Source organism: Pseudomonas sp. PS01298 (assembly GCF_029959745.1).
Taxonomy (GTDB): Bacteria; Pseudomonadota; Gammaproteobacteria; order Pseudomonadales; family Pseudomonadaceae; genus Aquipseudomonas; species Aquipseudomonas aylmerensis.
The window spans coordinates 1-17,339 of the sequence record NZ_JASCPP010000123.1 but is presented as its reverse complement, the minus strand read 5'-3'; the positions used below and the strand labels follow the sequence as shown (position 1 = coordinate 17,339).

The following is a 17,339-nucleotide window of genomic DNA, read 5'->3' as shown; positions in this document are numbered from 1 at the left end:
GGCTTGCTCGCGAAGGCGGTGTGTCAGTCGGCCCATCTGAGCCTGATACTCCGCCTTCGCGAGCAAGCCCGCTCCCACATTGGATCTGTGCTCAGCCACAGATCCGATTAGAACAAGTCGATCGGCGCTGCCTCATCCGCCGGCAGCGGGCTGCCCGGCGCAACGCCATTGCCCAGCTCGTTGACCGACGGCGGGGTGTCTTCGCTCTTGAACAGTTCGAAGTACGCATTCGGCGTGCTTGGCGAGGCCGCGCGGCCACTGACCGGATCGATCCGCAGGCTGAGGATGCCTTCCGGTTCAGGTTGGGTATGCAGCGGCTTGTCCTTCAGGGCGGCGCCCATGTAGCTCATCCAGATCGGCAGCGCGACGGTGCCGCCGAACTCGCGACGGCCGAGGCTTTCCGGCTGGTCGTAGCCGGTCCACACGGTGGTCACGTAGTCGGCGTTGTAGCCGGAGAACCAGGCGTCCTTGGAATCGTTGGTGGTGCCGGTCTTGCCCGCGATATCCGCCCGGCCCAGGGCCAGGGCGCGACGGCCGGTGCCTTTCTTGATCACGTCTTCCAGGATGCTGTTGAGGATATAGGTGGTACGGCCATCCACCACGCGCTCGGCCACGGCAGGTGCCTGCGGCTCGGTCGGGGCCGTGGCATTTGCCGCAGGCTGTGTACCTGGGGTCGGCTCGATGGTGATACCGCCGTTGCCCGGGGCCGCCACGCCATCGGTGGCCGCCACGCCGTTGACCACGTCACCTGGCACGCGTGGCGGGTTGGCGGTGAACAGGGTGTCGCCATTGCGGCTTTCGATCTTGTCGATCAGGTATGGCGTGATCTTGTAGCCGCCGTTGGCAAACGTGCTCCAGCCGGTGGCGATCTCCATCGGCGTGAGGGTCGCGGTGCCCAGGGCCAGCGACAGGTTCGGCGGCAGGTCCGACTTGTTGAAGCCAAAGCGGGTGATGTAGTCGATGGTCTTGCCCACGCCCATCGCTTGCAGCAGTCGGATCGACACCAGGTTGCGCGACTTGTACAGCGCCTCGCGGATGCGGATCGGGCCGAGGAAGGTGTTGGTGTCGTTTTTCGGGCGCCAGACCTTGTCCAGGTACTCGTCGACAAACACGATCGGTGCATCGTTGACCAGGCTGGCGGCGGTATAACCGTTGTCCAGTGCGGCACTGTAGATGAACGGCTTGAAGCTCGACCCTGGTTGACGCTTGGCCTGGGTGGCGCGGTTGTAGTTGCTCTGCTCGAAGGCGAAGCCACCGACCAGCGCGCGGATCGCACCGTTCTGTGGGTCCAGCGAAACCAGCGCGCCCTGGGCCAATGGCACCTGGCTGAATTTGAGGCTGTCGTCCTTCTGGCGCTGCACGCGGATCAGGTCACCGACTTGCGCGACGTCCGACGGCTGCTTGGGCATCGGGCCCATGCTGTTGGTGTTCAGGAACGGGCGTGCCCATTTCATGCTGTCCCACGCCACATGCGCTTCGCCGGTGCGGGTCAGGACCTGCAAGCCATCTTTCTTCACCTGGGTGACGATGGCGGGCTCCAGGCCACTGATCGGGCGTTGCTTGCCCAGCTCGGTGGTCCAGGCGCTCAGGGTCTTGCCCGGCAGGCGCGATTCCGGGCCACGGTAGCCGTGGCGCTGGTCGTAGGTGACCAGGCCGGAATGCACCGACGTGTTGGCGATTTCCTGCAGGTCGCTCGGCACGGTGGTGGTCACGCGGAAACCTTCGGTGTAGGCCTCGCTGCCGTAGCGGCCGACCATCTCGGCGCGCGCCATTTCGGCGATATACGGCGCGTTCACTTCTGGCGTCGGTACGTGATAACTGGCGTTCAGCGGCTCGGCCACGGCGCTTTCGTAAGCGGCCTGGTCGATCTTGCCCAGCTTGTACATGCGCCCCAGGATCCAGTCGCGACGCTCCTTGCTGCGCGCCGGGTTGGCCAGCGGATTGAAGCGCGACGGGGCCTTGGGCAGGCCGGCGATCATCGCCATCTGCGCCAGGCTGGCGTCACGGATCGACTTGCCGTAGTACACCTGCGAGGCCGCCTCGATCCCGTAGGCACGGTTGCCCAGATAGATTTTGTTGACGTACAGCTCGAGGATTTCATCCTTGGTCAGCTGGCGTTCGATCTGCAGCGCCAGGAGGATTTCGGTGGCTTTACGCGAAAAGCTGCGCTCGCTGGTGAGGAAGAAGTTCTTCGCCACCTGCATGGTGATGGTGCTGCCGCCGGATTGAATGTGTCCGCTTTTTACCAATTGGGTGGCTGCGCGCACCAGGCTGCTGGGGTCGACGCCATAGTGGTTGGCAAAATTATCGTCTTCGGCCGACAACAACGCGCTGATGAAATTGGGTGGAATGTCGGCAAAACGGATCGGTGTGCGGCGCATTTCGCCGAACTCCGCGATCAGTTTTTCATCGCTGCTGTAGACCCGTAAAGGAATCTGCAACTGGATACTTCTCAAGGCCTCTACGGAGGGCAAACCCGGACTAAGGTAGAGATAGGCCCCGCTGAGCACGAGCAGCAGCCCGCAGACGATCGCGACAATGGAGTACCCGAAAAACTTCAGCAGACGAATCAAGGCTTTTGGATTTCCAGAGAAAAGAATGAGTTAGGCGTCGGGGCATGCATGGCAAACGATGGATCAACCCGACCTGCAGATAAAAAGCGGGAAAAAACGCTGGGCATTAAAGCATTTTTCGGCTTCGGACGTCATTCGCACAGGTTCAACAAATCGACCGAATGCATGGCGCCCGACGGCAATCAGGCGGTATGACAGGCAAAGCTTTAGGGAGTTTTATGCGAAAGGGATTTTTCAGGCGAAAAACCGACACCCTCCTGGGCGTCGATATCAATGACACGGCCATCAGCCTGGTCGAGTTGAGTCATTCAACCGGCGGTTACACCATTCAAGGCTACGCCACCCAGGCGCTGCCGGCGCATGCGGTGGTGGATGGTACCTTGCTGGATCTCGAGGGGATCGGGCGTGTCCTGCAGGCTGCATTGGCACGGCTGCGAACCTCGGCGCGCGGGGCTGCCGTGGCGGTGTCCGGGCCCTCGGTGATCACGCGGGTGATCGAAATGGAAGCAGGCCTCAGCGACGACGAGATGACATGGATGATCCAGATGGAGGCGGACCAGTACATCCCCTACCCATTGGATGACGTGAGCATCGACTTTCAGGTGCAAGGGCAATTGTCCCAGGATCCGGCTCGGGTGCAGGTGCTGCTGGCTGCGTGCCTGAAGGCGCAGGTGGAGGCACGCGAGGCGGTTTTGGCGCTGGCCGGGCTGGTGCCGAAGGTGGTGGACGTCGAAGCGTTTGCATTGGCGCGCGCTTGCAGTCAGGATTTCGCCAGCTTCACGCCGGGCCATCGAGTCGATGGTGCACAATGGGCCTTGGATGCCCAAGGGATGGGAATTGCTTGCGGGTTGGCCCTGAGGAGTTTCGCTTGATGACACGAATCAATCTTTTGCCTTGGCGCCAGGCGCTGGCAGAGCGGCGACGCAAGTACTTCCTCGCGTGTTTGCTGGCGTTCGCCTGTGTGGCGCTCGCAGCCGTATGGCTGGCGGACCAGGTGATCGACCAGGCGATTGACCGGCAAGTGACGCGCAACGACCACCTCGGCAAGGAAGTCGGCGTGCTCGATTCGCGCATCAGGACCATCGACGACCTGCAGGAGCAAAGCCAGCAACTGGCGGAGCGCATGAAGGTCGTACAGGACCTGCACGACTCTCGCTCATCCGGCGCCCAACTGCTGGACCAGTTGGCCCGCGCGGTGCCTGAAGGGGTACACCTGCATGAAGTCGTGGCGAAGGGCGACACGCTGAGCATCAGCGGCAGTGCTGAATCGAGCCAGGACATCGCCCAGTTGATGCGCCGCCTGGAGGCGTCTGAAGGCGCCCACGCCACGCGGCTGCAGCATGTGCGCACCGAAGGCATGCGCGGCAACAATGAATTCCAGCTGATGGTGCGCCAGGGAGAGTCCACCGAGGCTCAACCATGAGCCTGCCCAGGCTCGATATTTCTGCACTCACTCACAACGCTGCAAAATGGCCCCTACCTGGCAAGGCCCTGCTGGGCTGTGCGCTGGTGGGCGTGGTGCTGGTGATGGGTGAGTGGATGTACCTGGGCCCGTCGCGGGAGCGGTTGCAGCAGCTGGAGCGCGAGGACCTCGCTTTGCAGCAGCAGCTTGCGCAAAAAAGCACCTTGTCGGCCAGCCTCGAGGCACGGGTCCATGAGCTTGCACTCAGGCAGGCGAAGTTCGACGAGCTGTTGCAGGCGCTGCCCGCCGAATCGCAGATGCCCGCCTTGCTGGAAGACACCGCTCGGTTGGCGCTGGCCAATGGTTTGCTGATCGAAAGCATCGCCCCGCTGGATGAGCAGCCACGGTTTTTGCACGGCGAGCAGCCGGTGCAGATCGGCGTGACGGGCGCTTACCACGACCTGGCCACGTTCGTGAGTGCCTTGGGCGGCCTGGCACGACTCACCACGGTGCACGATGTCGCCCTGCGCCGTGATGGCAAGCAGCTGCGCCTGGACCTGCTGGCCAGGACCTATTGGCATGCGCAGCAGGGGCGGGGAATAGCCGTTCAGGCCCAGCCGTTTGTCTACGATGCTTTTGGCCTGCGCGACCCGTTCCAGCCGCTTGCCGTCCAGGTCGATCATGTGCGTGGCCGCGCGGCCCATGCGCCGGACCTCAGCCGGGCGCGAGGCATCCTCGAAAGCCTGGCGGTGGATCAGCTCGAAATGGTCGGCACCTTGTCTCGCGGGCTGCAGACCTATGCCTTGCTGCGTGCCGCCTCCACGGTGCATCGCCTCGCGGTCGGGGATTACCTGGGGCCGGACCACGGCCGGGTGACGGCCATCCACGAGGGGCATATAGAACTGGTGGAATTGTTCCCCGATGAACAGGGCGCATGGCTGGAGCGTCCGCGAACCCTCGCGTTAAACGTCAACTCATAACGGAATAAACCAATGAAAAGGACTTTCTCGTCCTTCGGTGTGGCGCTATGGATAGCGTTCACGGCACCGATGGCTGCTGCTGTGCCCAATCGTGTGGATCTGATCCAGCTGCCGCCCCCCGGCAGCGCGGCATCGAACACCTATACCGGCGACAAGCTGAACCTCAACTTCCAGAACATCGAGCTGCGCGCCGTGCTGCAGCAAATCGCCGATGTCGCGGGCCTCAACCTGGTGGCCAGCGACGACGTGCAGGGTTCGATCACCCTGCGCCTCAAGGATGTGCCGTGGGATCAGGCGCTCGACCTGGTGCTGCAGGCCAAGGGCTTGGATAAGCGGCTGAAGGCCGGTGTATTGCTGGTGGCGCCTGCCGAGGAGCTGGCTGCCCGCGAACTGTTGACGCTGGAGTCGCGCAAACAGATGGCCGAGCTGGCGCCCTTGCGCCGCGAGCTGCTGCAGGTCAATTACGCCAAGGCCGCGGACCTGGCCAAGCTGTTCCAGTCGGTGGCTGGCCTTGAAGGCAGCACCGATGAGCGCGGCTCGGTGGCGGTGGACGACCGCACCAATAACATCATCGCCTACCAGACCCGCGAGCGTTTGGACGAGCTGCGGCGAATCGTGGCGCAGCTGGATATCCCGGTGCGCCAGGTGATGATCGAGGCGAGGATTGTCGAGGCCAATGTCGATTACGACAAAAGCCTGGGCGTGCGTTGGGGAGGTGGACTCAGTCGCGGTGGTTGGGGTGCTGGCGGTATTCAGAAACCTTTGCCCGACGGCATGGAGCCTGTGGAAAACCCGGCCAGCGCGCCGTTTGTCGATATGGGCTCGCTGGCCGGTACCTCCGGCCTGGGCATCGCCTTCATCACCGATAATTTGCTGCTGGACCTTGAGCTGACCGCCATGGAGAAAACCGGTAACGGGGAAATTGTCTCGCAACCCAAAGTGGTCACCTCTGACAAGGAAACCGCACGCATCCTCAAGGGCACCGAGATTCCCTACCAGGAATCCAGCTCCAGCGGTGCCACGTCGGTGTCGTTCAAGGAGGCTTCGCTGTCGCTGGAAGTCACCCCGCAGATCACCCCGGACGGCTGGGTGATCATGGAGGTCAAGGTCACCAAGGATGAGCCCGACTACCTGAACAAGCTCAATGACGTGCCGCCGATCAAGAAAAACGAGGTCAACGCCAAGGTGCTGGTCAAGGATGGGGAGACCATCGTGATTGGCGGGGTTTTCTCCAATACCCAAAGCAAAGTGGTAGATAAAGTGCCATTTTTGGGCGATGTGCCGTATCTTGGCCGCCTTTTCCGGCGCGATGTGCTGGCGGAGAAAAAATCCGAGCTGCTGGTATTCCTGACTCCGCGTATTATGAATAACCAGGCGATTGCTGTGAGTCGTTGATTCTGTGCGAAATTTGATTCTTGTAGGACCGATGGGGGCTGGAAAAAGCACCATCGGCCGTTTGCTGGCCAAAGAGCTGCGCCTGCCATTCAAAGATTCCGACAAGGAAATTGAATTGCGCACGGGTGCCAATATCCCATGGATCTTCGATAAGGAAGGCGAACTGGGCTTTCGCGACCGCGAGCAGGCGATGATTGCCGAGCTGTGCGGCTGCGATGGCGTGGTATTGGCGACCGGCGGTGGCGCGGTGATGCGCGAGGAAAACCGCCGGGCGCTGCATGCCGGCGGTCGCGTGGTCTATCTGCATGCGTCGGTGGAACAGCAAGTGGGCCGTACCGCCCGCGATCGCAATCGCCCGTTGTTGCGCACCGCCGACCCGGCCAAGACCCTGCGGGATCTGCTGACGCTGCGCGACCCGCTGTATCGGGAGATCGCCGATCTGGTGGTGGAAACCGATGAGCGGCCACCGCGGATGGTGGTGCTCGACATTCTTGAGCGCCTGCAACGGCTGCCACCCCGTTAAAGCCAGGCCCGAAATGCGCTATTCTCGGCGGCGCGCTATCACCCTCGCGGGTGTGGCGTAGAGCCATCAGGCAACGTCTGATCTGGACGTTACCGGTCGTCAATACATCTTCAACGCGGGGACACATGCAGACACTTAAGGTCGATCTAGGCGAGCGCAGCTACCCGATCCATATTGGCGAAGGTCTGCTGGACCAGCCCGAGTTGCTCGCACCGCATATTGCCGGGCGGCAAGTGGCGATCATCTCCAACGAAACGGTCGCGCCGCTGTATCTTGAGCGTCTGAGCCGCAGCCTGTCGGCGTATTCCGTGATTTCGGTGATCTTGCCCGACGGCGAAGCCCACAAGAACTGGGAAACCCTGCAACTGATCTTTGACGGCCTGCTGACCGCACGTCATGACCGCCGTACCACCGTGGTCGCCCTGGGCGGCGGTGTGATCGGCGACATGGCCGGCTTTGCGGCCGCCTGCTATCAGCGTGGCGTGGACTTTATCCAGGTGCCGACCACCTTGCTGTCCCAGGTCGATTCCTCGGTGGGTGGCAAGACCGGTATCAACCACCCGCTGGGCAAGAACATGGTTGGTGCGTTCTACCAGCCCCAGGCCGTGCTGATCGACACCGCGACCCTCAACACCTTGCCGCCGCGCGAGCTGTCGGCGGGGTTGGCGGAAGTCATCAAGTACGGGCTGATCTGTGACGAGCCGTTCCTCACCTGGCTCGAAGAGCACGTAGACGCCCTGCGCAACCTGGACCAGACGGCACTCACCGAAGCGATTTCCCGCTCCTGCGCCGCCAAGGCGCTGGTGGTGAATGCCGACGAACGGGAGTCCGGTGTACGGGCCACCTTGAACCTGGGTCACACCTTCGGCCATGCGATCGAAACCCACATGGGCTATGGTGTGTGGTTGCATGGGGAGGCCGTTGCGGCTGGCACTGTGATGGCATTGGAGATGTCGCACCGCCTGGGCTGGATCAGTGCCCAGGAGCGTGATCGTGGTATCCGCCTGTTCCAGCGCGCCGGTTTGCCGGTCATCCCGCCTGAGGAGATGACCGAGGCGGACTTCCTCGAACATATGGCGATAGACAAGAAAGTGATCGACGGTCGACTGCGACTGGTGCTGCTGCGCCACATGGGCGAAGCAGTGGTGACCGACGATTATCCGAAAGAGATTTTACAGGCCACGCTGGGAGCGGATTACCGCGCCCTGGCCCAGCTTAAAGGTTAATAAGATCCCGATGACTAGTTTGCATGCCGACGAGGCGTTCCTCGGCCATTACCAGCTCAGCCACGACCCCTTTGCTCCACGGGTGCCTGGCTTCAAATTTTTCCCGGCCCAGCGCAAGCCGGTGCTTGGGCAGTTGCACCATCTGGCGCGCTACAGCCAACTGCTGCTGGTGGTGACCGGCCCGTTGGGCAGCGGCAAGACCCTGCTGCGCCAGGCTCTGGTGGCCAGCACCAACAAGCAGTCGGTACAGAGCGTGGTGGTCTCGGCTCGCGGTGCCGGTGATGCAGCGGGCGTATTGCGCCAAGTGGCCCAGGCGTTGGACGTGTCCACTGCCGAGCCGAATGCGATCCTCAAGCAGGTGGTGCAGTTGGGCCTGACCGGCCAGGAAGTCTACCTGCTGGTGGATGACGCCGAACAACTCGACGAATCCGCCCTGGAAGCACTGCTGGCGCTGGCGGCGGGTACGCCCGAGGGTCGCCCCCATGTGTTCCTGTTCGGTGAGTCGTCGTTGATCGCCGATCTGGAGCAGATCAGTGGCGATCAGGAACTGTTCCACGTCATCGAATTGCAGCCGTACGAAGAGGAAGAAACCCGCGAATACCTGGCTCAACGCCTTGAAGGCGCAGGGCAGGGCATCGAACTTTTCTCCGCTGCGCAGATCTCTGATATTCACGAAAGCTCCGACGGCTGGCCTGGCACCATCAACCAGGTCGCCCGCGATGCCATGATCGAAGCCATGATTGCCAGCCGCTCTGCGGTCAAGCGTCCAAAGATGGGGTTCACTATGCCTAAGAAGCACGTATTGGCGATTTCCGCCGTTGTCGTGGTCGCCGTTGCCGCTGCCTGGCTGATCCCGGGTCGCAGCAAGGCACCGACGACTGCCGGCGCGCCAACCGAACAGGCGCAGTTGCCACTGGGCAAGCCCACGCCAAATGTCGAGTTCGCCAACTCCGGCCAACCGACCAACCTGCCGATGGTCGGCCAGCCGGTGATGCGCGGCCCGCTCGCCGAAGAAGCCGGCGGCATCTCCGAAGGCGACGACGGCGTGCCGGTGGAAGGCTCCAGCGCCACACCGCCGACGGTCACCACCACTGCACCACCTGCGGGTGTGCCAGCGGGCCAGCCGGCTGCCAAGCCGACGCCGGCACCTACCGTCGCCACGGCCAAGCCTGCGCCAGTGACCAAGCCGGTCGCCCCTGCACCAGCCGCCAAGCCCGCTCCGGCACCGGCTGCCAAGCCTGCAGAAAAACCCGCCGCCACCGTTGCCAAGGCTGGCGCCGCCGGCAGCAGCTGGTACACCAGCCAGCCGACCGGTAACTTCGTGGTGCAGATCCTCGGCACCAGCTCCGAAGCCAACGCGCAGGCGTTCGTGAAAGAGCAGGGTGGCGAGTACCGTTATTTCAAGAAAGTGCTCAACGGCAAGCCTCTCTACGTGATCACCTACGGCAGTTTCTCCAGCCGTGCCGCTGCTGATTCTGCGATCAAAACCTTGCCAGCGAAGGTCCAGGCTGGTAAACCTTGGCCACGCACTGTTGCCAGCGTTCAACAAGAACTCGCAACAACTCGCTGAAGATCCGGCGGCCTTACCCAGGCCGCCCTCCCGGCACCTCAAAAAAACTACAACAGCGTGCAGCCCTGAAGGCCGCGCGCTTTGTGGTGTCTGCGTCACAGTAGCTTTTGAGTCGTAGCGGTCAGAATTAAAAAAGTTTTGACTAGCACAGCATATCGCTTTAAACCTTTCATAAATGCGACATAGATTTGCGACATTTCGTCGCTAAATTTGTGAGCGTTCGTGTCGGTGTGTACAATGACCTCCCTTTTGCCCCCGCTAAGCCGGCGTACGTTCGGCGTGGAAGGTAACCGGTTGAATTGAAAAGAAATTTGCCTCGATATAAGAGGCAGCCTGGTGAGAAAGTGTCTATGAAAGCAGGTCTGTACCAACCCGATGAATTCAAGGATAACTGCGGTTTCGGCCTGATAGCCCATATGCAGGGCGAGCCCAGTCATACCCTTTTGCAAACGGCCATCGAGGCCCTGACCTGCATGACCCACCGTGGTGGGATCAACGCCGACGGCAAGACCGGTGACGGTTGTGGCTTGCTGATTCAAAAGCCCGACCAGTTCCTGCGTGCTGTCGCCAAGGAGCATTTCGGCACCGATTTGCCCAAGCAGTACGCCGTGGGCATGGTGTTCTTCAACCAGGACCCGGTCAAAGCCGAAGCCGCTCGCGAGAACATGAACCGCGAGATCCTGGCTGCCGGCCTGCAACTCGTCGGCTGGCGCAAAGTGCCGATCGACACCAGCGTGCTCGGCCGCCTGGCCCTGGAGCGCCTGCCGCAGATCGAGCAAGTGTTCATTGCCGGTGATGGCCTGAGCGACCAGGACATGGCGATCAAGCTGTTCACCTCGCGTCGTCGTTCGTCCGTGGCCAACGCCGCCGACACCGACCACTACATCTGCAGCTTTTCCCACAAGACCATCATTTATAAAGGCCTGATGATGCCGGCGGACTTGACCGCCTTCTATCCAGACCTGAGCGATGAGCGCCTGCAAACCGCGATCTGCGTGTTCCACCAGCGCTTCTCCACCAACACCCTGCCGAAATGGCCGCTGGCCCAGCCATTCCGCTTCCTCGCCCACAACGGCGAGATCAACACTATCACCGGCAACCGCAACTGGGCCGTGGCCCGTCGCACCAAGTTCGCCAACGATTTGATGGACCTGGAAGAGCTCGGCCCGCTGGTCAACCGCGTCGGTTCCGACTCCTCCAGCATGGACAACATGCTTGAGCTGATGGTCACCGGCGGCATCGACCTGTTCCGTGGCGTGCGCATGATCATTCCGCCAGCGTGGCAGAACGTCGAAACCATGGACCCGGATCTGCGTGCATTCTACGAGTACAACTCGATGCACATGGAGCCGTGGGACGGCCCGGCTGGCGTGGTCATGACCGACGGTCGCTACGCCGTGTGCCTGCTCGACCGCAACGGCCTGCGCCCGGCGCGTTGGGTGACCACCACCAACGGCTTCATCACCCTGGCGTCGGAAATCGGCGTGTGGAACTACCAGCCCGAAGACGTGATCGCCAAGGGCCGTGTAGGCCCTGGCCAGATCCTGGCCGTGGACACCGAGACCGGGCAGATCCTCGACACCGACGCGATCGACAACCGCTTGAAGTCGCGTCACCCGTACAAGCAATGGCTGCGCAAGAACGCCCTGCGCATCCAGGCGACCATGGAGGACAACGACCACGGTTCGGCTTTCTACGACGTCGACCAGCTCAAGCAGTACATGAAGATGTACCAGGTCACCTTCGAGGAACGCGACCAGGTGCTGCGTCCGCTTGGCGAGCAAGGCTACGAGGCGGTCGGCTCCATGGGCGACGACACGCCGATGGCCGTGCTGTCCCAGCGCGTGCGCACACCGTACGATTATTTCCGCCAGCAGTTCGCCCAGGTGACCAACCCGCCGATCGATCCGCTGCGTGAAGCCATCGTGATGTCCCTGGAAGTCTGCCTCGGTGCCGAGCGCAACATCTTCCAGGAATCGCCTGAGCACGCTTCTCGCGTGATCCTCAGCTCGCCAGTGATTTCGCCGGCCAAGTGGCGCTCGCTGATGACCCTGGATCGCCCGGGCTTCGACCGCCAGATCATCGACCTGAACTACGACGAGAGCCTCGGCCTTGAAGCCGCTGTGCGCAATGTCGCCGACCAGGCCGAAGAAGCCGTGCGCGCCGGTCGTACTCAGATCGTGCTGACCGACCGCCACATCGCGCCGGGCAAGCTGCCGATCCACGCGTCCCTGGCCACCGGCGCGGTACACCACCGCCTGACCGAAAAAGGCCTGCGCTGCGATTCCAACATCCTCGTCGAAACCGCTACCGCCCGTGACCCGCATCACTTTGCGGTGCTGATCGGCTTCGGCGCCTCGGCGGTGTACCCGTTCCTGGCGTACGAAGTCCTCGGCGACCTGATCCGTACCGGCGAAGTCCTCGGCGACCTCTACGAGGTGTTCAAGAACTACCGTAAAGGCATCACCAAGGGCCTGCTGAAGATCCTGTCGAAGATGGGCATCTCCACCGTCACCTCGTACCGTGGCGCGCAACTGTTCGAGGCCATCGGCCTGTCCGAAGAAGTCTGCGAGCTGAGCTTCCGTGGTGTGCCGAGCCGTATCAAGGGCGCGCGTTTCGTCGATATCGAAGCCGAGCAGAAAGCCCTGGCAGCCGAAGCCTGGAGCGCGCGCAAGCCGATCCAGCAAGGCGGCCTGCTGAAGTTCGTCCACGGCGGCGAATATCATGCGTACAACCCGGACGTGGTCAACACCCTGCAAGCTGCCGTGCAGCAGGGCGACTACGCCAAGTTCAAGGAATACACGAGCCTGGTGGATAACCGCCCGGTGTCGATGATCCGCGACCTGTTCAAGGTGAAGACCCTGGACACCGCGATGGACATCAACGAAGTCGAGCCGCTGGAGTCGATCCTCAAGCGTTTCGACTCCGCCGGTATTTCCCTGGGCGCCTTGTCGCCCGAGGCTCACGAAGCCCTGGCCGAAGCCATGAACCGCCTGGGTGCGCGTTCCAACTCCGGTGAAGGCGGTGAAGACCCGGCGCGCTACGGCACCATCAAGAGTTCGAAAATCAAGCAGGTGGCCACCGGCCGTTTTGGTGTGACCCCGGAATACCTGGTCAACGCCGAAGTGCTGCAGATCAAGGTTGCCCAGGGCGCCAAGCCCGGTGAGGGCGGCCAACTGCCAGGCGGCAAGGTCAACGGCCTGATCGCCAAGCTGCGTTACGCAGTACCCGGCGTGACCCTGATCTCGCCACCGCCGCACCACGACATCTATTCGATCGAAGACTTGTCGCAGCTGATTTTTGACTTGAAACAAGTCAACCCGCAGGCCCTGGTCTCGGTGAAGCTGGTGGCGGAAGCCGGCGTGGGCACCATCGCCGCTGGCGTGGCCAAGGCCTATGCCGACCTGATCACCATCTCCGGCTACGACGGCGGCACCGGCGCATCGCCGCTGACCTCGATCAAGTACGCCGGCGCGCCGTGGGAACTCGGCCTGGCCGAAACTCACCAGACCCTGCGCGGCAACGACCTGCGCGGCAAGGTCCGGGTGCAGACCGACGGCGGCTTGAAAACCGGCCTCGACGTGATCAAGGCTGCGATCCTCGGCGCCGAGAGCTTCGGCTTCGGTACTGCGCCAATGATCGCCCTGGGCTGCAAATACCTGCGCATCTGCCACCTGAACAACTGCGCCACCGGCGTCGCGACCCAGAACGAGAAGCTGCGCAAGGATCACTACATCGGCACCGTCGACATGGTGGTGAACTTCTTCACCTACGTCGCCGAAGAGACCCGTGAGTGGCTGGCCAAGCTGGGTGTGCGTTCCCTCGAGGAGCTGATCGGGCGTACCGACCTGCTGGATATCCTCGAAGGCCAGACCGCCAAGCAGAACCACCTCGACCTGACGCCGCTGTTGGGCAGTGATCACATCCCGGCCGACAAGCCGCAATTCTGCCAGGTGGATCGCAACCCGCCGTTCGACAAAGGCCTGTTGGCCGAGAAGATGGTCGAGATGGCTGCTTCGTCGATCAACGATGTCAGCGGTGGCGAGTTCGCCCTGGATATCTGCAACTGCGACCGTTCCATCGGCGCACGGATCTCCGGCGAAATCGCGCGCAAGCACGGCAACCAGGGGATGGCGAAAGCACCGATCACCTTCCGCTTCAAGGGCACCGCTGGCCAGAGTTTCGGCGTGTGGAACGCCGGCGGCCTGCACATGTACCTGGAAGGCGATGCCAACGACTACGTGGGCAAGGGCATGACCGGCGGCAAGCTGGTGATCGTTCCACCTGCAGGCAGCGTGTACAAGACCCAGGACAGTGCCATCATCGGCAACACCTGCTTGTACGGCGCCACCGGTGGCAAGCTGTTCGCCGCCGGTACGGCCGGTGAGCGTTTCGCCGTGCGTAACTCCGGTGCCCACACCGTGGTGGAAGGTACCGGCGATCACTGCTGCGAGTACATGACCGGTGGCTTTGTCGCGGTACTGGGCAAGACTGGTTACAACTTCGGTTCGGGCATGACCGGCGGTTTCGCCTACGTGCTCGACCAGGACAACACCTTCGTCGACAAGGTCAACCACGAGTTGGTCGAGATCCAGCGGATCAGCGGCGAAGCCATGGAATCCTACCGGAACCACTTGCAGCACGTGCTGGACGAGTACGTCGAGGAGACTGGCAGCGAATGGGGTCGTAACCTCGCCGAAAACCTCGATGATTACCTGCGTCGTTTCTGGCTGGTCAAGCCCAAGGCTGCCAACTTGAAGTCGTTGCTTTCCAGCATCCGTGCCAACCCGCAATAAGTGCAGTCGCCAGCGGCAAGCTTCAAGCCGCAAGTGAAATGCAGTGCGCGGTATGCCGGTTAATGTGATTTTCTTGCAGCTTCAAGCTTGCCGCTTGGAGCTGTCGTGTAAGAGGTTTTGAAGATGGGCGAACGTCTCAATAACGACTTCCAATTCATCGATGTCGGGCGCAAAGATCCGAAGAAGAAACTGTTGCGTCAACGCAAGAAGGAGTTCGTGGAAATCTACGAACCCTTCAAGCCCCAGCACTCGGCCGACCAGGCCCACCGCTGCCTGGGTTGCGGTAACCCGTATTGCGAATGGAAGTGCCCGGTGCACAACTTCATTCCCAACTGGCTCAAGTTGGTGGCCGAGGGCAACATCCTTGCCGCCGCCGAGCTGTCGCACCAGACCAACACCTTGCCGGAAGTGTGTGGCCGAGTGTGCCCGCAGGATCGTCTGTGCGAAGGTGCGTGCACCCTCAACGACGGCTTCGGCGCGGTGACGATCGGCTCGGTGGAGAAGTACATCACCGACACCGCGTTCGCCATGGGCTGGCGTCCGGACATGTCCAAGGTCAAGCCGACCGGCAAGCGCGTTGCGATCATCGGCGCGGGCCCGGCGGGCCTGGGCTGTGCCGACGTGCTGGTGCGTGGCGGCGTGACCCCGGTGGTGTTCGACAAGAACCCGGAAATCGGTGGCCTGCTGACCTTCGGCATCCCCGAGTTCAAGCTGGAAAAAACCGTCCTGAGCAATCGCCGTGAAGTCTTCACCGGCATGGGTATCGAGTTCCGTCTCAATACCGAAATCGGCAAAGACATCACCATGGAGCAACTGCTCGAGGAATACGATGCGGTGTTCATGGGCATGGGCACCTACACCTACATGAAGGGCGGCTTTGCCGGTGAGGACCTGCCGGGGGTGTATGACGCGCTCGACTTCCTGATCGCCAACGTCAATCGCAATCTGGGCTTTGAAAAGTCGCCGGAAGATTTCGTCGACATGAAAGGCAAGAAGGTCGTGGTACTCGGCGGTGGCGACACTGCGATGGACTGCAACCGTACCTCGATCCGCCAGGGCGCCAAGTCGGTGACCTGTGCGTACCGTCGTGACGAAGCGAACATGCCCGGCTCGCGCAAAGAAGTGAAGAACGCCAAGGAAGAAGGGGTGAAATTCCTCTACAACCGCCAGCCGATCGCTATCGTCGGTGAAGACCGCGTCGAAGGCGTGAAGGTGGTCGAGACCCGTCTCGGCGAACCGGATGCCCGTGGCCGTCGCAGCCCCGAGCCGATCCCGGGTTCCGAAGAGATCATCCCGGCCGATGCCGTGGTCATCGCTTTCGGTTTCCGCCCAAGCCCGGCGCCGTGGTTCGAACAGTTCCAGATCCAGACCGACAGCCAGGGCCGCGTCGTCGCCCCGGAACAAGGCCAGTACAAGCACCAGACCAGCAACCCGAAAATCTTCGCCGGTGGCGATATGGTGCGCGGTTCTGACCTGGTCGTGACGGCGATCTTCGAAGGGCGCAATGCCGCTGAAGGGATCCTGGATTACCTGGGCGTCTGACGACGCCAGCAGCCAGTTTCAAGCAATGAGCTGCAAGCTGTAAGCCCCGATACTTGGGGCTTTCAGCTTGAAACTTGGCGCTGCTTTGATGCGACAAATTGACCCGATAGACAAAAGGCACGGCGCATTCCGTGCCTTTTGCGTCGCGCTCTGAGAAAATGCCCGCACTTTTTTTGCGGATGCCGACATGACTGCCCTCAAGAACGACCGTTTCCTTCGTGCCCTGCTCAAGCAACCCGTGGACGTCACCCCTGTGTGGATGATGCGCCAGGCCGGTCGCTACTTGCCGGAATACCGCGCCAGTCGCGCCAACGCCGGCGATTTCATGAGCCTGTGCATGAATCCTGCGTTCGCCTGCGAAGTCACCATGCAGCCGCTGGACCGCTACCCACAACTGGACGCGGCCATCCTCTTTTCCGACATCCTCACCATCCCCGACGCCATGGGCCAAGGCCTGTATTTTGAAACCGGCGAAGGCCCGCGCTTCAAGAAAGTCGTCAGCACCCTGGCCGATATCGAAGCCCTGCCGATCCCTGATCCGCACAAGGACCTTGGCTATGTGATGGACGCCGTCAGCACCATCCGCCGCGAGCTGAATGGTCGCGTGCCGCTGATCGGCTTCTCCGGCAGCCCATGGACCCTGGCCACCTACATGGTCGAAGGCGGCTCGTCGAAAGACTTCCGCAAGACCAAGGCCATGCTCTACGACAACCCGCAGGCCATGCACCTGCTGCTGGACAAGCTGGCGCAGTCGGTCACCTCCTACCTCAACGGCCAGATCATGGCCGGTGCCCAGGCAGTGCAGATCTTCGATACCTGGGGCGGCAACCTGTCGGCCGCGGCGTATCAGGAATTTTCCCTGGCCTATATGCGCAAAATCGTCAGCGGCCTGATCCGCGAACACGAAGGCCGTAAAGTGCCGGTCATCATGTTCACCAAGGGCGGCGGCCTGTGGCTCGAAAGCATCGCCGATGCCGGTGCCGATGCATTGGGCCTGGACTGGACCTGCGACCTGGGCGATGCCCGTCGTCGGGTCGGCAACCAGGTTGCCCTGCAAGGCAACATGGACCCGACCGTGCTGTACGCCAAGCCGGAAGCGATTCGCACCGAAGTCGGACGCATCCTGGCCAGCTATGGCAAGGGCACCGGTCACGTGTTCAACCTCGGTCATGGCATCACCCCGGAAGTGAACCCGGAGCACGCCGGTGCGTTCCTGCAGGCGGTGCACGAACTGTCCGCGCAATACCACAACTAACACGCAAAACAACTGTGGGAGCGGGCTTGCTCGCGAATGCGGTGTATCAACTGACACTGCGCATTCGCGAGCAAGCC

The 17,339-nt window shown here is 62.0% G+C and carries 11 protein-coding genes; 10 read left to right on the top strand and 1 reads right to left on the bottom strand.

Annotated features, from left to right (window positions below):
- Window positions 1–107: 107 nt before the first annotated feature.
- Window positions 108–2,573 carry a penicillin-binding protein 1A gene (locus QMX97_RS27810; protein WP_065899932.1) on the bottom strand — a complete coding sequence of 822 codons (2,466 nt, stop codon included), beginning with the start codon at window positions 2,571–2,573 and terminating at the stop codon, window positions 108–110.
- A gap of 218 nt (window positions 2,574–2,791) precedes the next feature.
- Here QMX97_RS27810 and pilM point away from each other — a divergent pair, with 218 nt between their 5' ends.
- From pilM to hemE, 10 genes are all read left to right on the top strand, one after another.
- Window positions 2,792–3,445: a type IV pilus assembly protein PilM gene (pilM, locus tag QMX97_RS27805; protein WP_282397960.1), complete on the top strand. Its 654-nt coding sequence runs from the start codon at window positions 2,792–2,794 to the stop codon at window positions 3,443–3,445.
- A complete protein-coding gene (locus tag QMX97_RS27800; protein ID WP_106805375.1) occupies window positions 3,445–3,996 on the top strand; it encodes a PilN domain-containing protein in 552 nt (183 codons plus the stop codon). The genes pilM and QMX97_RS27800 overlap by 1 nt, the downstream gene beginning before the upstream one ends.
- Window positions 3,993–4,955: a pilus assembly protein PilP gene (locus tag QMX97_RS27795; protein ID WP_282397959.1), complete on the top strand. Its 963-nt coding sequence runs from the start codon at window positions 3,993–3,995 to the stop codon at window positions 4,953–4,955. Before QMX97_RS27800 ends, QMX97_RS27795 begins: the two co-directional genes overlap by 4 nt.
- 69 nt (window positions 4,956–5,024) lie before the next feature.
- Window positions 5,025–6,350, top strand: coding sequence for a type IV pilus secretin PilQ family protein (locus tag QMX97_RS27790; RefSeq protein ID WP_106805373.1), 1,326 nt, complete (start codon window positions 5,025–5,027; stop codon window positions 6,348–6,350).
- A 4-nt stretch (window positions 6,351–6,354) separates the two neighbouring features.
- A complete protein-coding gene (gene aroK, locus QMX97_RS27785) occupies window positions 6,355–6,873 on the top strand; it encodes a shikimate kinase AroK (protein ID WP_065899941.1) in 519 nt (172 codons plus the stop codon).
- A 125-nt stretch (window positions 6,874–6,998) separates the two neighbouring features.
- Entirely contained in the window at window positions 6,999–8,099 is a 1,101-nt protein-coding gene (aroB, locus tag QMX97_RS27780) for a 3-dehydroquinate synthase (protein ID WP_282397958.1), read from the top strand.
- A 10-nt stretch (window positions 8,100–8,109) separates the two neighbouring features.
- Window positions 8,110–9,669, top strand: coding sequence for an AAA family ATPase (locus tag QMX97_RS27775; protein ID WP_065899945.1), 1,560 nt, complete (start codon window positions 8,110–8,112; stop codon window positions 9,667–9,669).
- A 350-nt stretch (window positions 9,670–10,019) separates the two neighbouring features.
- Window positions 10,020–14,465: a glutamate synthase large subunit gene (gltB, locus tag QMX97_RS27770; RefSeq protein WP_201143386.1), complete on the top strand. Its 4,446-nt coding sequence runs from the start codon at window positions 10,020–10,022 to the stop codon at window positions 14,463–14,465.
- 123 nt (window positions 14,466–14,588) lie between these two features.
- Window positions 14,589–16,007 (top strand): FAD-dependent oxidoreductase, encoded by a 1,419-nt coding sequence (locus tag QMX97_RS27765; protein ID WP_065899949.1) that lies wholly within the window; start codon window positions 14,589–14,591, stop codon window positions 16,005–16,007.
- 187 nt (window positions 16,008–16,194) lie between these two features.
- Window positions 16,195–17,262, top strand: coding sequence for a uroporphyrinogen decarboxylase (hemE, locus tag QMX97_RS27760; protein WP_065899950.1), 1,068 nt, complete (start codon window positions 16,195–16,197; stop codon window positions 17,260–17,262).
- Window positions 17,263–17,339 lie beyond the last annotated feature (77 nt).

Coding starts and splice junctions, on each gene's coding strand:
- pilM (WP_282397960.1), top strand. CDS start 2,792: ATGCGAAAGGGATTTTTCAGGCGAAAAACCGACACCCTCCTGGGCGTC.
- QMX97_RS27800 (WP_106805375.1), top strand. CDS start 3,445: ATGACACGAATCAATCTTTTGCCTTGGCGCCAGGCGCTGGCAGAGCGG.
- QMX97_RS27795 (WP_282397959.1), top strand. CDS start 3,993: ATGAGCCTGCCCAGGCTCGATATTTCTGCACTCACTCACAACGCTGCA.
- QMX97_RS27790 (WP_106805373.1), top strand. CDS start 5,025: ATGGCTGCTGCTGTGCCCAATCGTGTGGATCTGATCCAGCTGCCGCCC.
- aroB (WP_282397958.1), top strand. CDS start 6,999: ATGCAGACACTTAAGGTCGATCTAGGCGAGCGCAGCTACCCGATCCAT.
- QMX97_RS27775 (WP_065899945.1), top strand. CDS start 8,110: ATGACTAGTTTGCATGCCGACGAGGCGTTCCTCGGCCATTACCAGCTC.
- gltB (WP_201143386.1), top strand. CDS start 10,020: ATGAAAGCAGGTCTGTACCAACCCGATGAATTCAAGGATAACTGCGGT.
- QMX97_RS27765 (WP_065899949.1), top strand. CDS start 14,589: ATGGGCGAACGTCTCAATAACGACTTCCAATTCATCGATGTCGGGCGC.
- hemE (WP_065899950.1), top strand. CDS start 16,195: ATGACTGCCCTCAAGAACGACCGTTTCCTTCGTGCCCTGCTCAAGCAA.